At 65.3% G+C, this 18,341-nt stretch carries 14 protein-coding genes; 4 read left to right on the top strand and 10 right to left on the bottom strand.

From position 1 onward, the window contains the following. Nucleotides 1–35: 35 nt before the first annotated feature. From N7422_RS22960 to edd, 10 genes are all read right to left on the bottom strand, one after another. Nucleotides 36–1,379: a carbohydrate porin gene (locus N7422_RS22960; protein ID WP_279808690.1), complete on the bottom strand. Its 1,344-nt coding sequence runs from the start codon at nt 1,377–1,379 to the stop codon at nt 36–38. A gap of 185 nt (nt 1,380–1,564) precedes the next feature. Then, nucleotides 1,565–2,713 (bottom strand): sn-glycerol-3-phosphate ABC transporter ATP-binding protein UgpC, encoded by a 1,149-nt coding sequence (gene ugpC, locus N7422_RS22955; protein WP_279808689.1) that lies wholly within the window; start codon nt 2,711–2,713, stop codon nt 1,565–1,567. A 3-nt stretch (nt 2,714–2,716) separates the two neighbouring features. Continuing rightward, complete coding sequence (locus tag N7422_RS22950) at nt 2,717–3,562, bottom strand: carbohydrate ABC transporter permease (protein ID WP_279808688.1); 846 nt, start codon at nt 3,560–3,562, stop codon at nt 2,717–2,719. Next, complete coding sequence (locus tag N7422_RS22945; protein WP_050704143.1) at nt 3,555–4,463, bottom strand: sugar ABC transporter permease; 909 nt, start codon at nt 4,461–4,463, stop codon at nt 3,555–3,557. The genes N7422_RS22950 and N7422_RS22945 overlap by 8 nt, the downstream gene beginning before the upstream one ends. Nucleotides 4,464–4,666: 203 nt before the next feature. Further along, entirely contained in the window at nt 4,667–5,974 is a 1,308-nt protein-coding gene (locus N7422_RS22940) for an ABC transporter substrate-binding protein (RefSeq protein ID WP_279808687.1), read from the bottom strand. Nucleotides 5,975–6,089: 115 nt separating this feature from the next. Further along, a complete protein-coding gene (locus tag N7422_RS22935; protein ID WP_279808686.1) occupies nt 6,090–7,307 on the bottom strand; it encodes an AGE family epimerase/isomerase in 1,218 nt (405 codons plus the stop codon). A 231-nt stretch (nt 7,308–7,538) separates the two neighbouring features. Continuing rightward, on the bottom strand, nt 7,539–8,993 hold the full coding sequence (locus N7422_RS22930; RefSeq protein WP_279808685.1) for an ATP-binding protein: 1,455 nt from the start codon (nt 8,991–8,993) through the stop codon (nt 7,539–7,541). Then, nucleotides 8,977–9,699: a response regulator transcription factor gene (locus tag N7422_RS22925; RefSeq protein ID WP_279808684.1), complete on the bottom strand. Its 723-nt coding sequence runs from the start codon at nt 9,697–9,699 to the stop codon at nt 8,977–8,979. Before N7422_RS22925 ends, N7422_RS22930 begins: the two co-directional genes overlap by 17 nt. 68 nt (nt 9,700–9,767) lie before the next feature. Continuing rightward, complete coding sequence (locus N7422_RS22920; protein WP_279808682.1) at nt 9,768–10,724, bottom strand: glucokinase; 957 nt, start codon at nt 10,722–10,724, stop codon at nt 9,768–9,770. Further along, nucleotides 10,721–12,547, bottom strand: coding sequence for a phosphogluconate dehydratase (gene edd / locus N7422_RS22915; protein WP_279808681.1), 1,827 nt, complete (start codon nt 12,545–12,547; stop codon nt 10,721–10,723). Before edd ends, N7422_RS22920 begins: the two co-directional genes overlap by 4 nt. A 266-nt stretch (nt 12,548–12,813) precedes the next feature. On the opposite strand from edd, the gene gap reads away from it, so the two are divergent. From gap to N7422_RS22895, 4 genes are all read left to right on the top strand, one after another. Beyond that, complete coding sequence (gene gap, locus N7422_RS22910) at nt 12,814–13,815, top strand: type I glyceraldehyde-3-phosphate dehydrogenase (RefSeq protein ID WP_279808680.1); 1,002 nt, start codon at nt 12,814–12,816, stop codon at nt 13,813–13,815. 182 nt (nt 13,816–13,997) lie between these two features. Then, complete coding sequence (locus N7422_RS22905; protein ID WP_279808679.1) at nt 13,998–14,510, top strand: RNA polymerase sigma factor; 513 nt, start codon at nt 13,998–14,000, stop codon at nt 14,508–14,510. Between the two features lie 93 nt (nt 14,511–14,603). After that, the gene (locus N7422_RS22900; protein ID WP_279808678.1) at nt 14,604–15,566 is read left to right on the top strand and encodes a FecR domain-containing protein; all 963 of its coding nucleotides are present in this window, start codon (nt 14,604–14,606) and stop codon (nt 15,564–15,566) included. A gap of 126 nt (nt 15,567–15,692) precedes the next feature. After that, complete coding sequence (locus N7422_RS22895) at nt 15,693–18,302, top strand: TonB-dependent receptor (RefSeq protein ID WP_279808677.1); 2,610 nt, start codon at nt 15,693–15,695, stop codon at nt 18,300–18,302. The last annotated feature ends 39 nt before the right edge of the window (nt 18,303–18,341 follow it).

The raw sequence follows: 18,341 nt of genomic DNA, 5'->3' as shown, positions 1-18,341 counted from the left end.
TCGAAATGGATGGCGTAAATTTACAACAATTTTTCTCAGAATGACGACTGAATCTTCAACCCCGCGACCAGTGCGTTGTCCACCTCGTCCACGCCACCCGGGCTCTTGATGTACTGCAGGTTGGGCCGCACGGTCAGCCAGTTGGTGACGTGGAAGCCGTAGTAGAGCTCGGCGTTGTACTCGGTGCGCTGCAGCGGCACGAAGCCTGGGTTGTCGTAGTCGTTGATGCCGGACTGGGCGTTGAGCAGCTCGGCGCGCTTCTTCACGTCGTCGTTGACATGGATGCGGGCGATGCCGAAGCCGATATCGTCCTTGGGCCGGGCGTCGAAGGCGCCCTTGTAGACCAGGCCGACCTGCTGGTAGTTGTCGACCACGTTGGTGGCCTTGTCGTGCACGGTGAAGTTGGCGAACAGGCTCAGGCCACGGTTGACGTCGCCGGCGTGGGCGGTGACCTGCTGCTGCGCCACCACCCACCAGCCATGCTTGCTGGTGTGCGACTTGAAGGCCGCCCCGGTCAGCGCCTGTGGGTTGCCGTTGATGTCGTCGTACACATCGTCGGCCTTGGCGGTGCTGTAGTAGTAGCCCAGCCGGTATTCACCCGGCAGCCCGTTGACCTTCGGCGACCACACCGCCTCCACCGGCAGGATCGCGCCCTTGGTGCCGCTGCCGCTGAGCTTGAAGCCGTTGCCGGTCTCCAGGTTCGACGGGTTCTGCTCGAAGGCACCGACCTGGACGAAGAATTCCGGGGTGATGTTGTACTTGACCCGCAGCGCCCACTGGCTGACCGGCCAGTTGTACCAGATGCCGCCGACCCAGTTGCCCACCTGCGAGCCGCAGAAGGCCAGGTTCTGGAAGTCGCAGGGGAAGCTGTTGAAGTCCTCGCCCTCGCCGAAGCGGCCGAATTTCACATCCAGCGCGCCATCGAAGTACTTCTGCTTGATCCACATCTGGGTCAGTCGCCAGGTCTGGCCACGGCCCCAGACTTCCTGCACCGAGCTGAACTGCCCGGCGCGCGGATCACTGATGCGGTCGTTGGACAGGTTGCGACCGCTGCGTTCGGTGATCGCCAGTTTGAACTCGGTGTCCTTCCAACCGAAGATCTTCTCCAGGTCCAGGTGCGCGCCCAGGGCGAACTGGTCGCTGTAGCGCGCGGTCTTGTCGTCGTTGTAGCCGCCGTGCAGGTTGCCAGCCACTTCGCCGACATAGTCGAGGGTGAAGTCGTAGCCCTTCTCCAGCAGCTCCGTGCGGGTGCCGCCCCAGTCGCCGGTCATCCATTTCGATTCCGACGAGAAAGCTTCGGCGGCCTGGGCGCCGCTGCTGCCGACCACGGCCAGCAGTGTCAGCGAACCCAGTGCCCTGATGCGATTGCGATGTTCCATCCCTTTGCGTCCTCTTTTCTTGTTATTAACAGAACGGTTTAACGGCGTTCGTCTGTAGGAGCGGCCTTGTGTCGCGAGAGGGCTGCGCAGCGGCCCCGGGATCTGCGCATCCCGCACAATGGCCGGGGCTGCTCTGCAGCCCTTTCGCGACACAAGGCCGCTCCCACAGGGTACGACCGCCGTCCTTAACGGCCTTTGAAACGCGTCACGTTGTCCCTTACTGCGGTAGCGGCAAGGTCCAGGCGTTCGCCGCTGCTGGCGTCGAACAGCAGCACCCGCGCCGGGTCGAACTGCAGGTTGATGCTGTCGCCGACCCGACACGCCACATCCGGCGCCAGGCGGCAGCAGACCTTGGTCTGGTTGAGGGTGACGAACACCAGCAGGTCCGGCCCGGTGGGCTCGGTGACCTGCACTTCGGCACGGATGCCCGGCAGGCCGTTACCCTCCGCCGCGCCCAGGGCGATCTGCTCCGGGCGCACACCGAGGATGATCTCGCGCCCTTCCAGCTCGGCGGCGGCCACGCCCAGTGGCAACTCGCAACGAGCCTGGCCGCTGTCGAGCAGCGCCAGCACCCGCCCCTCTTGCCGGGTCAGGCGCACGGGAATGAAGTTCATCGGCGGCGAACCGATGAAGCTGGCGACGAACAGGTTGGCCGGATCGTTGTAGATCTGCTGCGGGGTGCCGAACTGCTGGATGATGCCGTCCTTCATCACCGCCACCTTGTCACCGAGCGTCATCGCCTCGATCTGGTCGTGGGTGACGTACACCGTGGTGGTCTTCAGGCGCTGGTGCATCAGCTTGATTTCGGTGCGCATCTCCACCCGCAGCTTGGCGTCGAGGTTCGACAGCGGCTCGTCGAACAGGTAGATCTTCGGCCGCCGCGCCAACGCCCGACCCATGGCCACGCGCTGCTGCTGGCCACCGGACAGCTGGCCGGGCTTGCGTTCGAGCAGGTGCTCGATCTGCAGCAGCTTGGCGACCCGCGCCACTTCCTCGTCGATGGCCGCCTGGGGCATCTTGCGGATCTTCAGGCCGAAGGCGATGTTGTCGCGCACGTTCATGGTCGGGTACAGCGCGTAGGACTGGAACACCATGGCAATGTCGCGATCCTTGGGGCTCATGCCACTGACGTCCTCGTCGTCGATGAGAATCGCCCCGCCGCTGATGCTTTCCAGGCCGGCGATGCAGTTCATCAGCGTCGACTTGCCGCAGCCCGAAGGCCCGACCAGGATCAGGAACTCGCCATCCTTGATTGCCAGCTGGATATCCTTGAGCGTGTCCGGCAGGCCCGCGCCGTAGGTCTTGTTCACATTGCGAAGTTCGAGTGTTGCCATGACTTACCCCTTGACCGCGCCGGCGGTCAGCCCGCGCACGAAATACTTGCCCGCGACCACGTAGACCAGCAGCGTCGGCAGCCCGGCGATCATCGCCGCAGCCATGTCGACGTTGTACTCCTTGGCCCCGGTGCTGGTGTTGACCAGGTTGTTCAGGGCCACGGTGATCGGTTGCGAGTCGCCACTGGAGAACACCACGCCAAACAGGAAATCGTTCCAGATCTGGGTGAACTGCCAGATCAGGCAGACCATGATGATCGGCGTCGACATCGGCAGGATGATCCGCCCGAAGATGGTGAAGAACCCGGCGCCGTCCAGGCGCGCGGCCTTGACCAGGGCATCGGGGATGCTCACGTAGTAGTTGCGAAAGAACAGCGTGGTGAACGCCAGCCCGTACACCACGTGTACCAGCACCAGGCCGCTGGTGGTGCTGGCCAGGCCCAGCTTGCCGAGGGTGAACGAGGCCGGCAGCAGCACGGTCTGGAACGGCAGGAAGCAGCCGAACAGCAGCAGGCCGAAGAACAGCTGCGAGCCACGGAAACGCCACATCGACAGGACATAGCCGTTGAGCGCGCCGATGGCGGTGGAGATCAGCACCGCCGGCACGGTGATCAGGATCGAGTTGACGAAGTAGCCGTTGACCGTGGCCCAGGCCTTGCTCCAGCCGATGGAGGAGAACTCGGTCGGCCAGCTCAGCAGGTTGCCACTGCCGATGTCCTCGGGGGTCTTGAAGCTGGTCAGCAGCATCACCACCAGCGGCACCAGATACAGCAGCACAGCCAGCAGCAGCACGGCGTGGATGGCGACGCGGCTGAGGTTCAGCGCCGGTTTGTCGATCGGACTAGTCATGGCGTTTGCCCCGCAGCTCGGAGTACAGGTAAGGCACGAGGATCGCCAGGATCGCGCCCAGCATCAGGATCGCGCTGGCCGAGCCCATGCCCATCTGCCCGCGGCTGAAGGTGAACGAGTACATGAACATGGCCGGCAGGTCGGAGGAGTAGCCCGGGCCGCCGGCGGTCATGGCCGCCACCAGGTCGAAGCTCTTGATGGCGATGTGCGAAAGGATCATCAGCGAGCTGAAGAACACCGGGCGCAGGCTGGGCAGTACCACGGTCCAGTAGATGCGCGGCAGGCTGGCGCCATCGAGCTGGGCGGCGCGGATGATCGACTGGTCGACGCCGCGCAGGCCGGCGAGGAACATCGCCATGATGAAACCCGAGGCCTGCCACACAGCGGCGATCACCAGGCAGTAGACCACGCGGTCAGGGTCGATCAGCCAGTCCAGGCGAAAGCCTTCCCAGCCCCAGTCGCGCAGTAGCTTGTCCAGGCCCATGCCGGGGTTGAGCAGCCACTTCCAGGCGGTGCCGGTGACGATCATCGACAGGGCCATGGGGTACAGGTAGATGGTGCGGATGAAGCCTTCGCGGCGGATACGCTGATCGAGCAGCACGGCGAGAAACACGCCGATGGCCAGGGTGATGCCGATGAACAGGCCGCCGAACAGCAGCAGGTTCTTGCTCGCCACCCACCAGCGGTCGTTGTCGAACAGCCGGGCGTACTGCGCCAAGCCCGCCCACTTGTAGGTGGGCAGGAAGGTCGAGGTGGTGAACGAGAGGACGAAGGTCCACAGGATGTAGCCGTAGAACCCCACCAGGACGATGAACATGCTCGGCGCCAGCACCAGCTTCGGTAGCCAGCGCTGCAGCGCGTCCAGGGGGGAGGCCCGCAAGCGGGCGGTTGCTGTGGTCATGGTTCAGATCTCGTTTCGAGAACGACACATCGCCCTGTAGGAGCGGCCTTGCGTCGCGAAAGGGCTGCGCAGCAGCCCCGGGGCCTGATGAACTACGCCGGAAAGGTCAGTCCTGCTGGGTTCCGGGACCGCTACGCGGTCCTTTCCGACCGGTCCGACGCCTCGGCAAGGCCGCTCCCACAGGAAGCCTCGCCAGACAAGGACTACTGAGCCGCCTTCACCGCCGAGTAGAGTTTCTTCGCCGCATCGGCCGGGTCGGCCTTCGGATCGTTGATGTAATTGGTCACCACATCGAAGAACGCGCCCTGCACGGCCAGCGTGGTGGCCATGTTGTGCGCCATGCTCGGTTGCAGGCCGCCGGACTTGGCGTCGGCCAGGAAGTCCTTGGCGGCAGTCTGGGCGCAGGCGTCGAATCCATACTTGCCCATGTCGGCGAGCATGTCGTTGCGCACCGGGATCGAGCCCTTGTTGGTGCTGAAGACTTTCTGGAACTCCTCGCCCAGCACCTTGCGGGCGATGTCCTGCTGGCCCGCCGCCGTGCCCTTGTCCTTCTGCTTGAACACCACCAGCGAGTCGATGTTGTAGAGGAAGGCCTGGTCGGTACCGGGGAAGGCTACGCACTGGTAGTCCTTGCCGGCGGTCTTCTTCGCCAGGATCCATTCGCTCTTGGCCCAGTCGCCCATGATCTGCATGCCGGCCTTGCCATTGATGACCTTGGCCGCTTCCAGGTTCCAGTCCTGGCCCTTGCCGTCGGGGTCCATGTAGGTGGCGACTTTCTTCAACTCGGTGAGCGCCTTGACCATTTCAGGGCCGGTCAGGGCCTTTTCGTCCAAGTCGACCAAGGCCTTCTTGTAACCTTCGACGCCCATCACCGAGAGCACCACGCTCTCGAACACGGTGCTGTCCTGCCACGGCTGGCCGCCGTGGGCCAGCGCAATGAAGCCAGCGGCCTTGAGCTTGTCGCCGGCGGCGTAGAACTGCGCGAGGGTGGTCGGCGCCTTGTCGATGCCGGCCTTCTTGAACACCTCCGGGTTGATCCACAGCCAGTTGATGCGGTGGATGTTCACCGGCACGGCCACGTAACTAGGTGGTTCCTTGGATTCCTTGTCCTTGTACTTCACAGTGTCGGCGACTTTCTTGTCGAGTAAGGAGTCCCACTTCTCTTCCTTGGCCACGTCCTTGAGCACATCGGTATCGAGCAAACCGGTGGATGCCCACTCCTGGATATCCGGCCCCTTGATCTGCGCCACCCCAGGCGGGTTGCCGGCTACCGCGCGGCTCTTGAGCACGGTCATCGCGGTGGCACCACCGCCACCGGCCACGGCGCCGTCCTTCCAGGTGAAGCCGTCCTTCTCGACCTGGGCCTTGAGCACATCGACCGCGGCCTTTTCGCCGCCGGAGGTCCACCAATGGACGACTTCCACGCTGCCTTTGGAATCGGCGGCCTGGGTGCTGAGAGAGAACAGGGAGGCGAGAGAAATCGCGGCGGCGAGACGAAGCGTCGAATACATGGGAATACCTTTCTTGTTGTTATGCGAGGCAAGACTGTCGCTTGCATGGCATTGAGTGTAGGGAGGTCGCGCCCGGCGCCAGGTAACGAACGGATGCGCGAATGTCATCGTTTGGTTACATAGCCAGGACCGTGGCCAAGCTCGGCGCCAGCGGCAGGCGTGGCAACAGCAAGGCCTGGTAGGCGTGGTAGAGATCGGGCTTGCCACCCCAGATGCGGGCACTGGGCAGCAAGGCGGGGTCCAGTTCGTGGTGCCAGCTGCCGCGCGCGCGGTCGATGAAATGACTGGCGATGAAGTCCCAGAAGCAGCGGTACCACTGCTCGTATTGCGTCTCGCCGGTGCGCCGCAGCAGGGCCGCGGCACTGGCGCACGCTTCGGCATGCACCCAGTGCAGGCGCTCGCGCACCACCGGACGATCGTGCCAGTCGAGGGTGTAGACCAGACCCGGCGCGCCGTCGGCTTGCCAGGCATGGCGGCAGGCGCTGTCGAACAGCCCCTTGGCGGCCACCAGCAGCCCCTCCGGCGCAGGCAGTTGCGCCCGTTGCAAGGCCGCTTCCAGATGCAGCACCAGGCGCGCCCATTCGAAGGCATGGCCAGGCGTGGTGCCATAAGGGCGGAAGCCATCGGCGGGATTGTCGCGGTTGTAGTCCCGCAGCGCCTGCCAGTGCGCATCGAAATGCTCGGTGACCCTGAAGCCGTCAGCGGCGGCCTGGGTGAGAATCAGCCGCTCGACGATCCTCTGGGCTCGCCGCAGCCACAAGGTGTCGCCGGTCACGTCGGCCAGGGCGAGGAAGGCCTCGACGCCATGCATGTTGCTGTTGGCGCCACGATACGCCTCGACCTGCTGCCAGTCGCGGGAGAAAGACTCACGCAAGGCCCCCTCTTCCTCGCACCAGAACCGCTGCTCGATGAGCGCGATCACGTCGTCCAGCAACGCCTGCGCCGCAGCGCTGCCCGCCACCAGCGCCGAGCTGGCCGCCAGGGCGACGAAGGCATGCAGGTAGGCGGCCTTGCCGCTGCCGCCATGACCTTCGGGATGCGCGTACCAGCCGTCATGCTCCGGGTCGCGCAGCGGGCCTTGCAGGGCGGCGACCCCATGCTCGACCAGCTCACGACAGCCCGGGACACCCTGGATGTGCGCCAGGGCGAAGCTGTGGGTCATGCGGGCGGTGTTCATGGTCTCGGCCAGGGCGCAACGCGGCAGCCGGCCTTCGTCATCGAGGTTGCCGAAGCCCTGGGGCAGGCGCGAGGCACTGGCAAAGGCGAGCAGACGCAGGGCCTCGGCGCCGAGCCAGGCATGGTGTGTCGGGGAGTCGATCCAGCGGTTGGCCATGGCCGTGTCTTCCTTGTTGTTGTCAGCCGATTCTAGTCAGCCGTCCTGGCTGGCATGTCACGAAGGCCTCGCGAATTGTCACCATGCAGTGACATCAGCCCCCTGTAGGAGCGGCCTTGTGTCGCGAAAGGGCCGCAGAGCGGCCCCAGGGCTTCGGCGCAGATACTGAAATTGCTGGGGCTGCTTCGCAGCCCTTTCGCGACACAAGGCCGCTCCTACAGACGGATCGCGTCACTCGGCTGTACGAGGCAGGTACAAGGTCACCCGCAACCCACCCTCGCGCAGGTTCAGCAGACTCACCTCGCCGCCGTGGCTATGGGCGATGTTGCGCGCGATACCCAATCCCAGCCCGTACCCCTGTTGCTGCCCGGCCAGCCGGAAGTGCGGCTCGAACACCTGTTCCAGGCGCTGCTCAGGCACTCCGGGCCCCTGGTCATCGACCTGCAGCACGAAGCTCTCGGCGCTGTCGAGAATCCGCAGATGCGCCCGCTCGCCGTACTTGATGGCGTTGTCGATCAGGTTGCCGATGCAGCGGCGCAACGCCAGCGATTTGCCCGGATAAGGCGCCAGCGCCTGCCCCTCAAGGGTGATGCGTCCGTCTCCCAGGTAGGGTTCGGCCAGCATCTCCAGCACCTGGTTGAGGTCGATCGGCTCGATATTCTCGTGAATGTCGGTGTCCTTCACGCACTGCAGCGCGCCCTTGACCAGCAGTTCCAACTCATCGAGGTCGCGGCTGAACTTCGCTTGCAGCTTCTCGTCCTCGAGCAGCTCGACCCGCAGGCGCAGCCGCGTGATCGGCGTGCGCAGGTCATGGGAGATGGCACTGAACAACTGCGAGCGCTCGGTGAGGTAACGGCTGATGCGCTCGCGCATGCTGTTGAACGCCCGCCCCACCTCGACCACCTCGCTGCCGCCGCCCTCGGCCACCGGCGGCACGTCGGCACCCAGCGACATCTCCCGCGCCACACGCGCCAGGCGCTTGAGCGGCCGGCTCTGCCAGTGCACCAGCAGGCCGATGAACAACAGCAACAGGGCAGTGGTCATGGCGATGAAGCCGATCTGCTGGCGTGGCAGGCGTTCAGCTTCGAGGCTGGTGTACGGCTCGGGCAGCAGGGAGGCGATGTACAGCCACTCCCCTTCGCCCAGGCGGATCTGGGTCACCAGCACCGGCGGGTTGAGCGGCTCCAGGGTCAGCGAGTAGTGCGCCCACGAACGGGGCAACTCGTCGAGCTTCAGGCCACTGTTGAAGATTCGCAGGTCGTCCGGGCTGACGAACTCGACGGAGATCTCCATCTGCTGGCCCAGCCGCTCGTGCAACACCTGCTGGAACACCTCGATCACCGCCCGCTTGCGCGGGGTGACGGGCAACACCGGCATATCCAGTGGCTTGACGTTGAGCGACACGAAGAATCGCGTCCCGCCCATACTGCGCAACTGGTCGAGAACCATGGGCCGGTAGGCCACCGGCAGCGAACGGAAGTAGCTGACGCTGGCGCTCATCGAATGGGCCAGGCTGCCGGCACTGGCGCGCAGCCCCTGCAGCTGGCTGGCACGCAGCTGCGCCACCCAGATCAGGCTCGACAGCCCCTGTGCCAGCAGCACCACCAGCAGGGTCAGCAGCAGCATGCGCCCCAACAGAGAGCGCGGCAGCAGGCGCCAGCGGCGCTCGCTAGGCCGGGCAGACATGGGCCGCCAGCAGGTAACCGCTGCCGCGCACGGTGCGGATCAGCCGGGGGGGCTTTTCCGTGTCGCGCAGGCGCTGGCGCAGGCGGCTGACCGCCATGTCGACGATGCGGTCCAGCGGCATCGGCTCGCGGCCGCGGGTGGCGTTGCCGATGGTGTCGCGGTCGAGGATCTGCTGCGGATTGTCGAGGAACAGCTTGAGCAGGGCGAAGTCGGCGCCGGAAAGAATCACCTCTTCACCATCGCGGTGGAACAGGCGGTGGCTGACCGTGTCCAGGCGCCAGTCGTCGAAGGCCAGCACGGCGTTGGCCGGCGCCGCCTGGCCGAAGTCGGCGCGACGCAGCAAGGCCTTGATCCGGGCCTGCAGCTCACGCGGGCTGAAGGGTTTGCCGAGGTAGTCGTCGGCGCCCAGCTCCAGGCCGATGACCCGGTCGGCTTCATCGGAACTGGCGGTAAGCATGATGATCGGCACCCGTGCCTGACGCGGGTGCTGGCGTATCCAGCGACACAGGCTGAAGCCGTCTTCGTCGGGCAGCATCACGTCGAGGATCACCAGGTCGTAGGGATTGGCGTCCAGGGCACGACGAAAGCCCTGGCCATCGGGTTCGGCGTGCACATGCAGGCCGCAACGGGCGAGGTAGGTCTGCAACAGTTCGCGGATGTCCTGGTCGTCGTCGACCATCAGGATCGATTTGCCGGCAGTGCTCACAATGGTCAGTCCTCTTGTAAACGCAGATCTTGCTGTCTGCTGTGGGGGCTGCGTTGCGGCCCCGACGATCAGTGATCCAGCGCCTGCTGCAAGGCCACCCCGGCCCCCAGCAACCCGGAGAACTCCGCCGTCACCAGCCACACCGGCACCCCGGCGAAATAGCCGCTCATACACCCCTTGTCGGCGAAGCTCGCGGCAAACCCACTGCGCAGGAACAGCTCGGCGAAACGCGGAATCACCCCACCGACAATGTACACCCCGCCCCGCGCGCCGAGCGTGAGAACGTTGTTGCCCGCCACCCGCCCGAGGAACCGGCAGAACTGCTCGACCACCGCCAATGCCCGGGGCTCGCCGGCCAACGCCGCGTCGGTGATCTGCGCCGGGGTCTTGTGTGTCGGCGTGCCGCCATCGAGCGCACAAATGGCCTGGTACAGCCGTATCAGCCCACCGCCGCTGAGCACCGTCTCGGCGCTGACATGGCCGATCTGTCGATGAATCTCCTGATGGATCGCCGCCTCGCGGGCGTTGCCCACCGGCAGGTCGACATGGCCGCCCTCCCCCGGCAGCGCCAGCCAGTGATCGCCCAGGCGCAGCAGGCTGCCCACGCCCAGGCCAGTACCCGGGCCGATCACCAGCGCCGGGCGCGACGGATCGGCCTGGCCGGCGCAGACCTCGCGGAATTCACCTTCGCGCAGGCGGGTCATGCCCAGGGCCATGGCGGAAAAATCATTGATCAGCAACAGGCGCTCGACCTGCAGCGTCTGGCAGAACGCACTGCGACTCAGGCGCCAATGGTTGTTGGTAAAGCGGAACTCGTCGCCGTCCACCGGCCCGGCCACCGCCAGGCACACCGCCGCCAGGCCGCCACGGGCGATGCCCTGGTCGGCCAGATAGGCCTCGATGGCCTGCTCGGGGCTGGTGTAGTCGGCAGTGGCCAGCACCTGCACCGCCTGCAGCTCATGGTTGCGCCACAAGGCGAAGCGCGCGTTGGTGCCACCGATGTCGCCGACCAGCAATGCCTTCATTCGAGTTTCTCCAGGGCCGAGGTGAAGGCGCTCGCCCCCTGTTCGGCCGAGCTGAACGCCACCCGCATGAAGCCGAACAGCTCGCGTCCGCAGCCCAGGTCGTTGCCCGTGGGCGCTGCGGGCAGTTCACGGCTGGCCAGCTCCTCGGCCGGGACCATGATCCGCAATGTGCCTTCGACACCATCGACGCGCACGATATCACCATCGCGCACCCGTGCCAGCGGGCCACCGTCGAAAGCCTCCGGACACACGTGGATGGCCGCCGGGATCTTGCCCGAGGCGCCGGACATGCGCCCGTCGGTGACCAGCGCCACCTTGAAGCCGCGGTCCTGCAGCACGCCGAGGAACGGCGTCAGCTTGTGCAGCTCGGGCATGCCATTGCAACGCGGCCCCTGGAAGCGCACCACGGCGACGAAATCGCGCTCCAGTTCGCCGGTCTTGAACGCATCGGCCAGCGACTGCTGGTCATGGAACACCCGGGCCGGCGCCTCGACCACCCGGTGCTCGGGGGCCACGGCGGAGACTTTCATCACGCCACGGCCCAGATTGCCTTCCATGACCCGCAGACCACCCTCAGCCGAGAACGGCCGTGCCACCGGGCGCAGGATGCTTTCGTCGAGACTGTCCGTCGGTCCTTCGCGCCAGACCAGCCGGCCATCCTCGAGGAACGGCTCTTGCGTGTAGCGGCGCAGGCCGTGGCCAGCCACGGTGTTGACGTCCTCGTGCAGCAGGCCGGCATCGAGCAGTTCGCGGATGAGGAAGGCCATGCCACCGGAGGCCTGGAAGTGGTTGATGTCGGCCTTGCCGTTGGGATAGACGTGGGACAGCGTCGGCACCACCTCGGACAGGTCGGCCATGTCCTGCCAGGTCAGCTGGATGCCCGCCGCCTGGGCGATGGCCGGAATGTGCAGGGTGTGGTTGGTCGAGCCGCCGGTGGCGTGCAGAGCGACGATCGAGTTGACCAGCGCCTTCTCGTCGACGATCTCGCCGATCGGCATGAAGTTGCCGCTGGCCTTGGTCATGCGCGTGACCTGGCGCGCGGCTTCGGCGGTGAGGGCGTCACGCAGCGGCGTGTAGGGGTTGACGAACGAGGCGCCCGGCAGGTGCAGGCCCATCACCTCCATCACCAGCTGGTTGGTGTTGGCAGTGCCATAGAACGTGCAGGTGCCGGGGCCGTGATAGCTCTTCATTTCCGATTCGAGCAACTGCTCGCGGGTGGCCTTGCCCTCGGCGTAGCGCTGGCGCACATCGGCCTTCTCCTTATTGGAGATGCCCGAGACCATCGGCCCGCCCGGCACGAAGATCGTCGGCAGGTGGCCGAAGCGCAGCGCGCCCATCATCAGGCCAGGCACGATCTTGTCGCAGATGCCCAGCATCAGCGCGGCATCGAACATGTTGTGCGACAGGGCGATGGCCGTGGACATGGCGATCACTTCGCGGCTGGCGATGGCCAGTTCCATACCCGGCTCGCCCTGGGTGACGCCATCGCACATGGCCGGCACGCCGCCGGCGAACTGGCCGACCGAGCCGACCTCGCGCAGAGCCTGCTTGATCTGTTCGGGAAAGTGCTGGTACGGCTGGTGCGCCGAGAGCATGTCGTTGTAGGCCGAGACGATCGCCACGTTGGCGGCGTTCATCAACCGCAGGGTCTGCTTGTCCTCACCACCGCAAGCGGCCACGCCATGGGCGAAGTTGGCGCACTGCAGGCTGGCGCGCATGGGTCCGTCACTGGCCGCGCCGCGGATCAGCTCAAGGTAGCGTTCACGGGTGCGGCGGCTGCGGGCGATCAGCCGTTCGGTGACCTCAAGGATGCGCGGGTGCATGTACTGGACTCCAGGCTAGCGGTAAGGGCGGCTTCACCGGGCATTTCCCCTCCAAACGATTGCGACCTAGGCTCCATGAAAAGCTGCCTGCTGCGTTCGAGGAAGGGTTGCTCCGACCACTCGTTGTATGTTTAAACAAAATACTGCCAGTAAAAAGGCTTGTTTTCTATCTCTCGCTGAATAATCTTGTAATTCCAACAACAAAACCGTTTCAGTGAAGCTACTCTTTGTGCCACAGGCTTCACCCGACTGCCAGAGGTAACGTCATGACCCTACGCATCGCCATCAATGGATTCGGCCGCATCGGCCGCAACGTCCTGCGCGCACTGTACACGCAGGGCTACCGCCAGGACCTGCAGGTCGTCGCCATCAACGACCTGGGCGACAGCGCGATGAACGCCCACCTGCTCAAGTACGACAGCGTCCATGGCACATTCGACGCCAGTGTCGAGGCCGACCACGAAAGCCTCACCGTCAATGGCGACCGCATCGCCGTCAGCGCCATCCGCAACCCCGCCGAGCTGCCCTGGAAAACCCTCGCGATCGACGTGGTGTTCGAATGCACCGGGCTGTTCACCGAGCGCGCCAAGGCCGCCGCGCACCTGAGCGCCGGGGCCGGCAAGGTGATCGTCAGCGCACCGGCCAAGGGCGCCGATGCCACCGTGGTCTACGGCGTCAACCACGATGTATTGCGCGCCTCGCACCAGGTCATCTCCAACGCCTCGTGCACCACCAACTGCCTGGCGCCGATCGCCCAGGTTCTGCACCGCGAGTTCGGCATCGAACAGGGCCTGATGACCACCATCCACGCCTACACCAACGACCAGGTGCTCACCGATGTCTACCACAGCGACCCGTACCGCGCGCGCTCGGCTACCCAGTCGATGATCCCGAGCAAGACCGGCGCCGCCGAGGCGGTGGGCCTGGTGCTGCCGGAGCTGGCCGGCAAGCTCACCGGCATGGCCGTGCGCGTGCCGGTGATCAACGTGTCGCTGGTCGACCTCACCGTCAACCTCAAGCGCGAGGCGAGCGCCGACGAGGTCAATCAGCTGTTCCTCGAGGCCAGCCGACACTCCCGTGTGCTGGGCTACAACGCCCTGCCGCTGGTGTCGTGCGACTTCAACCACAACCCGCTGTCGTCGATCTTCGATGCCAATCACACCCGGGCCAACGGGCGCATGCTCAAGGTGCTTGCCTGGTACGACAACGAGTGGGGCTTCTCCAACCGCATGCTGGATAACTGCCTGGCATTGTTCAACGCGAAGTGATCGCCCCCGCGGGACCATGGCAGCCCGCAATCTTCGTGTCGTGCCTGTGGGAGTGGCTAAACCCGCTCCCGCGCAATTCGGTGCAATAACCTCGACCTTTACCTGCTCATGACATTTCTGTGCTTGACCTGAGGCATGGATGATAAGCATTATCATTCACCCCACAATGGCCAGGTTTCCCCGTGAGTCAGTCCCGGTTCAACTCAGTGTTCCTCACCCAGCGCCTCACCCTGCTGCGCACGCTGCAGCGCATGGTGGGCAACCCCAGCACGGCCGAGGACCTGCTCCAGGAAACCTACCTGCGCGTCACCCGTGCCCTGGGCGAACGCCCCATCGAGCACCTGGAGCCGTTCGTGTTCCAGACCGCGCGCAACCTTGCCCTGGACCACCTGCGCGCCCGCAGGGTCCAGGCCCGCACCCTGGTGGACGACGTGCCCGAGCAGGTCCTGCACAACGTCGCCGCACCGCTTGGCAGCAGCGAGGACGCCGCCCACGCCGAGCAGTTGCTCAAGCACCTGAGCGTCAGCCTCGGCCAGTTGACCGCACGTCAGCAGCGCATCTTCATCCTCAGCCGCCTGCACGGCGCCAGCTACCTGGAAATTGCCGAGCAGTTGCAGGTATCGGCCAGCACCGTGCAGAAGGAGCTGAAACTGATCATGGCCATCTGCATGGGCGTCGCCGATCGTCATCAGTGACCTGACCGCTCGCCGCCGGCACGCGCAAAGCCCTTGCCATGCGCCGAGCCTGCGCCGATCATGCGCAGAAAAATGCCGCCGCAAGGATTCCCCGTGACCGACCATTCCTCCCCGCGCCCGACACCCGCCGAGCCTGACGCCCGCGCCCGTGCCCGCGAAGAGGCACTGGACTGGCTGGTCCGCCTGCAGTGCGCCGATGAAGCGGACACCCGCGCCTTCGAGCACTGGCTCGGCGCCGAGCCGGAGAACGCCGAAGCCTATGTCGAGGCCGAAGCGCTATGGAACGGCACGCCGCTGCGCCAGGCCGCCTCCCAACTGCACCGGCAACAGCGGCGCTCGCTGGCCGGACGCCTGCGCAGCCACTGGAAACCGCTGGCCACCGCCGCCGTGCTGCTGGTCGGGCTGTTCACCTTCGGCAACCTGCCCGTGCGCCTGCAGGCCGATCACCTCACCGTGGTCGGCGAGCGCCAGCGCCTGCAACTGGACGATGGCGCCAAGGTGCTGCTCAACACCAACTCGGCCTTCGCCAGCGATGTGCAGGGCGGCCGCCAGGTTGCCCGCCTGCTGCAGGGCGAGGCGTACTTCCAGGTACCCGGCAGCAGCCAGCCACCGTTGGAAGTGCGGGCCGGCCCCTTGCGCGCCAGCGTGCGCGACACCGACTTCGCCGTGCGCTACCTCGACGGCGAGGCCCAGGTCCGCGTGCAACGCGGCGATGTCGACCTGCAGGCGGCGAGCGACCAGCGCATCCGCCTCAGCGCCGGCGACAGCATCAGCGTCGGGCCCAAGGGTTTCAGCGAACGCCAGCGGGCGGACATGCACAAGGACCTGGCCTGGGTCGAAGGCCGCCTGGTGTTCGAGAACTGCCCGCTGAGCCAGGTGCTGGCGGAAGTCCGTCGCTACTACCCCGGCTGGATCATCAGCCGCAATGCCGAGCTGGAGCAGGTCGCGGTCACCGGCAACTACCGCCTCGATCAGCCCCTGGAGACCCTGCGTGCCCTCGCCCATATCACCTCGGCGCAACTGCACGAGTACCCTGCGCTGGTGATTCTCAACTGATCTGAAAGTTTTTTTACGCGATCGCTGCCTGTCACCCGTCTCGTTATAGCCAATACGATTGATTCTCGTTCGAAAACGAGAACAAGTACCTGCCTATAACCCCTCGCGCGACAGGGAGCGCTCTCGATGCCCACAGGTCAAACCCGCCCGTCCTCTTCCACCCGCCGTCACGGGCAATTGTCCCTGTTGACCCTGGCATTGCTCGCCAGCGGCGCCTGCAGCCTGCCGGCGCTGGCCGCGGAACCGGCCCAGGCGAGCAGCCCGCGCATGGGTGACTACCGCTTCGCCATTGCCCAGCAACCGCTGGTCGAGGCCATCAACGCCTTCAGCCAGGTGACCGGTTGGCAGGTCGGTTTCAGCGCCGAGCTGGCCGATGGCGTCGCCTCGCCCGGTGTGCAGGGCTCGCTGGCGCCGGAAGCGGCGCTACAGCGCCTGTTGCGTGGTACCGGGCTGAGCTACCGCAAGATCGGCAACGGCAACGTGGTGCTCGAGCGCCAGTCCGCCGGCAACGCCATCGCCCTGCAGCAGATGACCGTCAGCGCCACCCGCAGCGCCCAGGACGTCAGCCAGGTGCCGAGCACCGTCAGCGTGCAGACCCGCGAGCAACTGGATCGGCAGAACGTCAACGACATCAAGCAGCTGGTGCGCTACGAGCCCGGGGTGTCGGTGTCCGGCACCGGCCAGCGCAGCGGCCTGAACGGCTACAACATCCGCGGTATCGATGGCGATCGGGTCCTGACCCAGGTGGACGGCGTATCGATCCCCGACAGCTTCTTCTATGGCCCCTATGCACAGACCCAGCGCAACTATGTCGACCCTGAGATCGTCAAGCGCGTGGAGATCCTGCGAGGCCCCGCTTCGGTGCTGTATGGCAGCAACGCCATCGGCGGTGCGGTCAGCTACTTCACCCTCGACCCCGAAGACATCATCAAACCTGGCCAGGACGTCGGCGCACGCCTGAAGACCGGCTATAGCTCCGCCGACGAGAGCTGGCTGACATCCGCTACCGTCGCGGGGCGCCAAGGCGATTTCGACGGTCTGTTGCACCTGAGCCAGCGCAACGGCCACGAAACCGACGCGTACGGCGAGCACGGCGGCACCGGCCTGTCGCGCAGCAAGGCCAACCCGGAGGACGTGCGCACCACCAACGTGCTGGCCAAGCTGGGCTGGAACTATGCAGATGACGCACGACTGGGCCTGACGTACGAGCGCTACAAGGACGATCGCGACCAGAGTGTACCGAGCGCCGTCGGCGGTCCGTTCATTCCCGGCTTCCCGGCGATGAACTCCTATCGCGCACGCCAAGGCAACGACACCGTTACCCGCGAACGCTTCGGCATCAATCACCAGTTCGGCCTCGACAGCCTGCTGGCCGATAACGTCAAGTGGAGCTTGAACTACCAGATCGCCAAAACCGACCAGACCACCGAAGAGCTCTACTTCGCGCGCGGCCGGCAGGTGGACCGCGAGCGCCAGACCACCTACAAGGACCGCCAGTGGGTGTTCGACGCGCAATTGGACAAATCCTTCGACATCGGGGCGACCGAACACCTGCTGACCTACGGCACCACGCTCAAGCGCGAGAAGATCACCGGCGCGCGCAGTGGTACCGGCATCTGCCTCAACGTTGGCGGAAGTTGCCGCGCCATCGGCCAAATCAGCGCGGACGATACCCAGGCGCGCGTCAGTGATTTCCCGGACCCGACCGTCGACACCTACAGCCTGTTCGCCCAGGACGAAATCCGCTGGAACCAGTGGACCTTCCTGCCCGGCCTTCGTTACGACTACACCCGGCTTGACCCGCACATGACCGACGAATACCTGCTGGGGCTGCAGAACGGCGCCGCCGCCCCTGCAAGCAACGTGGATGACTCGGCAAAGAAATGGCACCGCGTTTCGCCCAAGCTCGGCGTGACCTATGCCTTCAATGATCACTACACCTGGTACGGCCAGTATGCCGAGGGTTTCCGCACCCCGACCGCCAAGGCACTGTACGGGCGTTTCGAGAACCTCGCGGGCGGCTATGTGGTCGAGCCCAACTCGAGCCTGGAACCGGAAAAGAGCAAGAGCTACGAAACCGGCCTGCGCGGCAACTTCGATGCCGGCAACTTCGATGTGGCGGTGTTCTACAACAAGTATCGCGACTTCATCAACGAAGATGCCGTGCAGTCCACCAACCTGGGCTCGACATTCCAAGCCAACAACATCAAGCACGCCACCATCAAGGGCGCGGAAATCAAGGGCCGCCTGAACCTTGACCATTTCGGCGCAGCCGAAGGCCTGTACTCCATCGCCTCGGTGGCTTACGCCTATGGCCGAAACAACGACACCGGCCAACCCCTCAACAGCGTCAACCCGCTGACGGGCGTGTTCGGCCTGGGCTACGAGCAGGTGGACTATGGCACCCAGCTGAGCTGGACCGTGGTCAAGCGCAAGAACCGCGTGGACGACACCCAGTTCTTCGCCCCCGACGGCTCCAGCTCGGAGTTCCGCACACCGGGCTACGGCGTGCTCGACCTGACCGGGTTCTACCGGATCACCGACGACCTGACCATCAACGGCGGTCTGTACAACCTGACCGACAAGAAGTACTGGCAGTGGGATGACGTGCGCAAGTACGCCAGCGTAGGCAACAACACCGGGGTCAGCGAGGCGGCCGTCACCCAACCGGCCAACCTGGATCGCCTGACCGCACCGGGGCGCAACTTCGCCATCAACCTGGTATGGGATATCTGATCACTCGAAATCGGCCTTACCACCATCGCGGGTCAAGCC

Source organism: Pseudomonas sp. GD04091, from assembly GCF_029836165.1.
GTDB lineage: Bacteria > Pseudomonadota > Gammaproteobacteria > Pseudomonadales > Pseudomonadaceae > Aquipseudomonas.
The sequence above is the reverse complement of the archived record's forward strand: the minus strand, read 5'-3'. Positions and strand labels throughout refer to the sequence as shown.

Coding starts and splice junctions, on each gene's coding strand:
- N7422_RS22935 (WP_279808686.1), bottom strand. CDS start 7,307: ATGGCCAACCGCTGGATCGACTCCCCGACACACCATGCCTGGCTCGGC.
- N7422_RS22940 (WP_279808687.1), bottom strand. CDS start 5,974: ATGTATTCGACGCTTCGTCTCGCCGCCGCGATTTCTCTCGCCTCCCTG.
- N7422_RS22920 (WP_279808682.1), bottom strand. CDS start 10,724: ATGAAGGCATTGCTGGTCGGCGACATCGGTGGCACCAACGCGCGCTTC.
- ugpC (WP_279808689.1), bottom strand. CDS start 2,713: ATGGCAACACTCGAACTTCGCAATGTGAACAAGACCTACGGCGCGGGC.
- N7422_RS22895 (WP_279808677.1), top strand. CDS start 15,693: ATGCCCACAGGTCAAACCCGCCCGTCCTCTTCCACCCGCCGTCACGGG.
- edd (WP_279808681.1), bottom strand. CDS start 12,547: ATGCACCCGCGCATCCTTGAGGTCACCGAACGGCTGATCGCCCGCAGC.
- N7422_RS22945 (WP_050704143.1), bottom strand. CDS start 4,463: ATGACCACAGCAACCGCCCGCTTGCGGGCCTCCCCCCTGGACGCGCTG.
- gap (WP_279808680.1), top strand. CDS start 12,814: ATGACCCTACGCATCGCCATCAATGGATTCGGCCGCATCGGCCGCAAC.
- N7422_RS22960 (WP_279808690.1), bottom strand. CDS start 1,379: ATGGAACATCGCAATCGCATCAGGGCACTGGGTTCGCTGACACTGCTG.
- N7422_RS22930 (WP_279808685.1), bottom strand. CDS start 8,993: ATGTCTGCCCGGCCTAGCGAGCGCCGCTGGCGCCTGCTGCCGCGCTCT.
- N7422_RS22950 (WP_279808688.1), bottom strand. CDS start 3,562: ATGACTAGTCCGATCGACAAACCGGCGCTGAACCTCAGCCGCGTCGCC.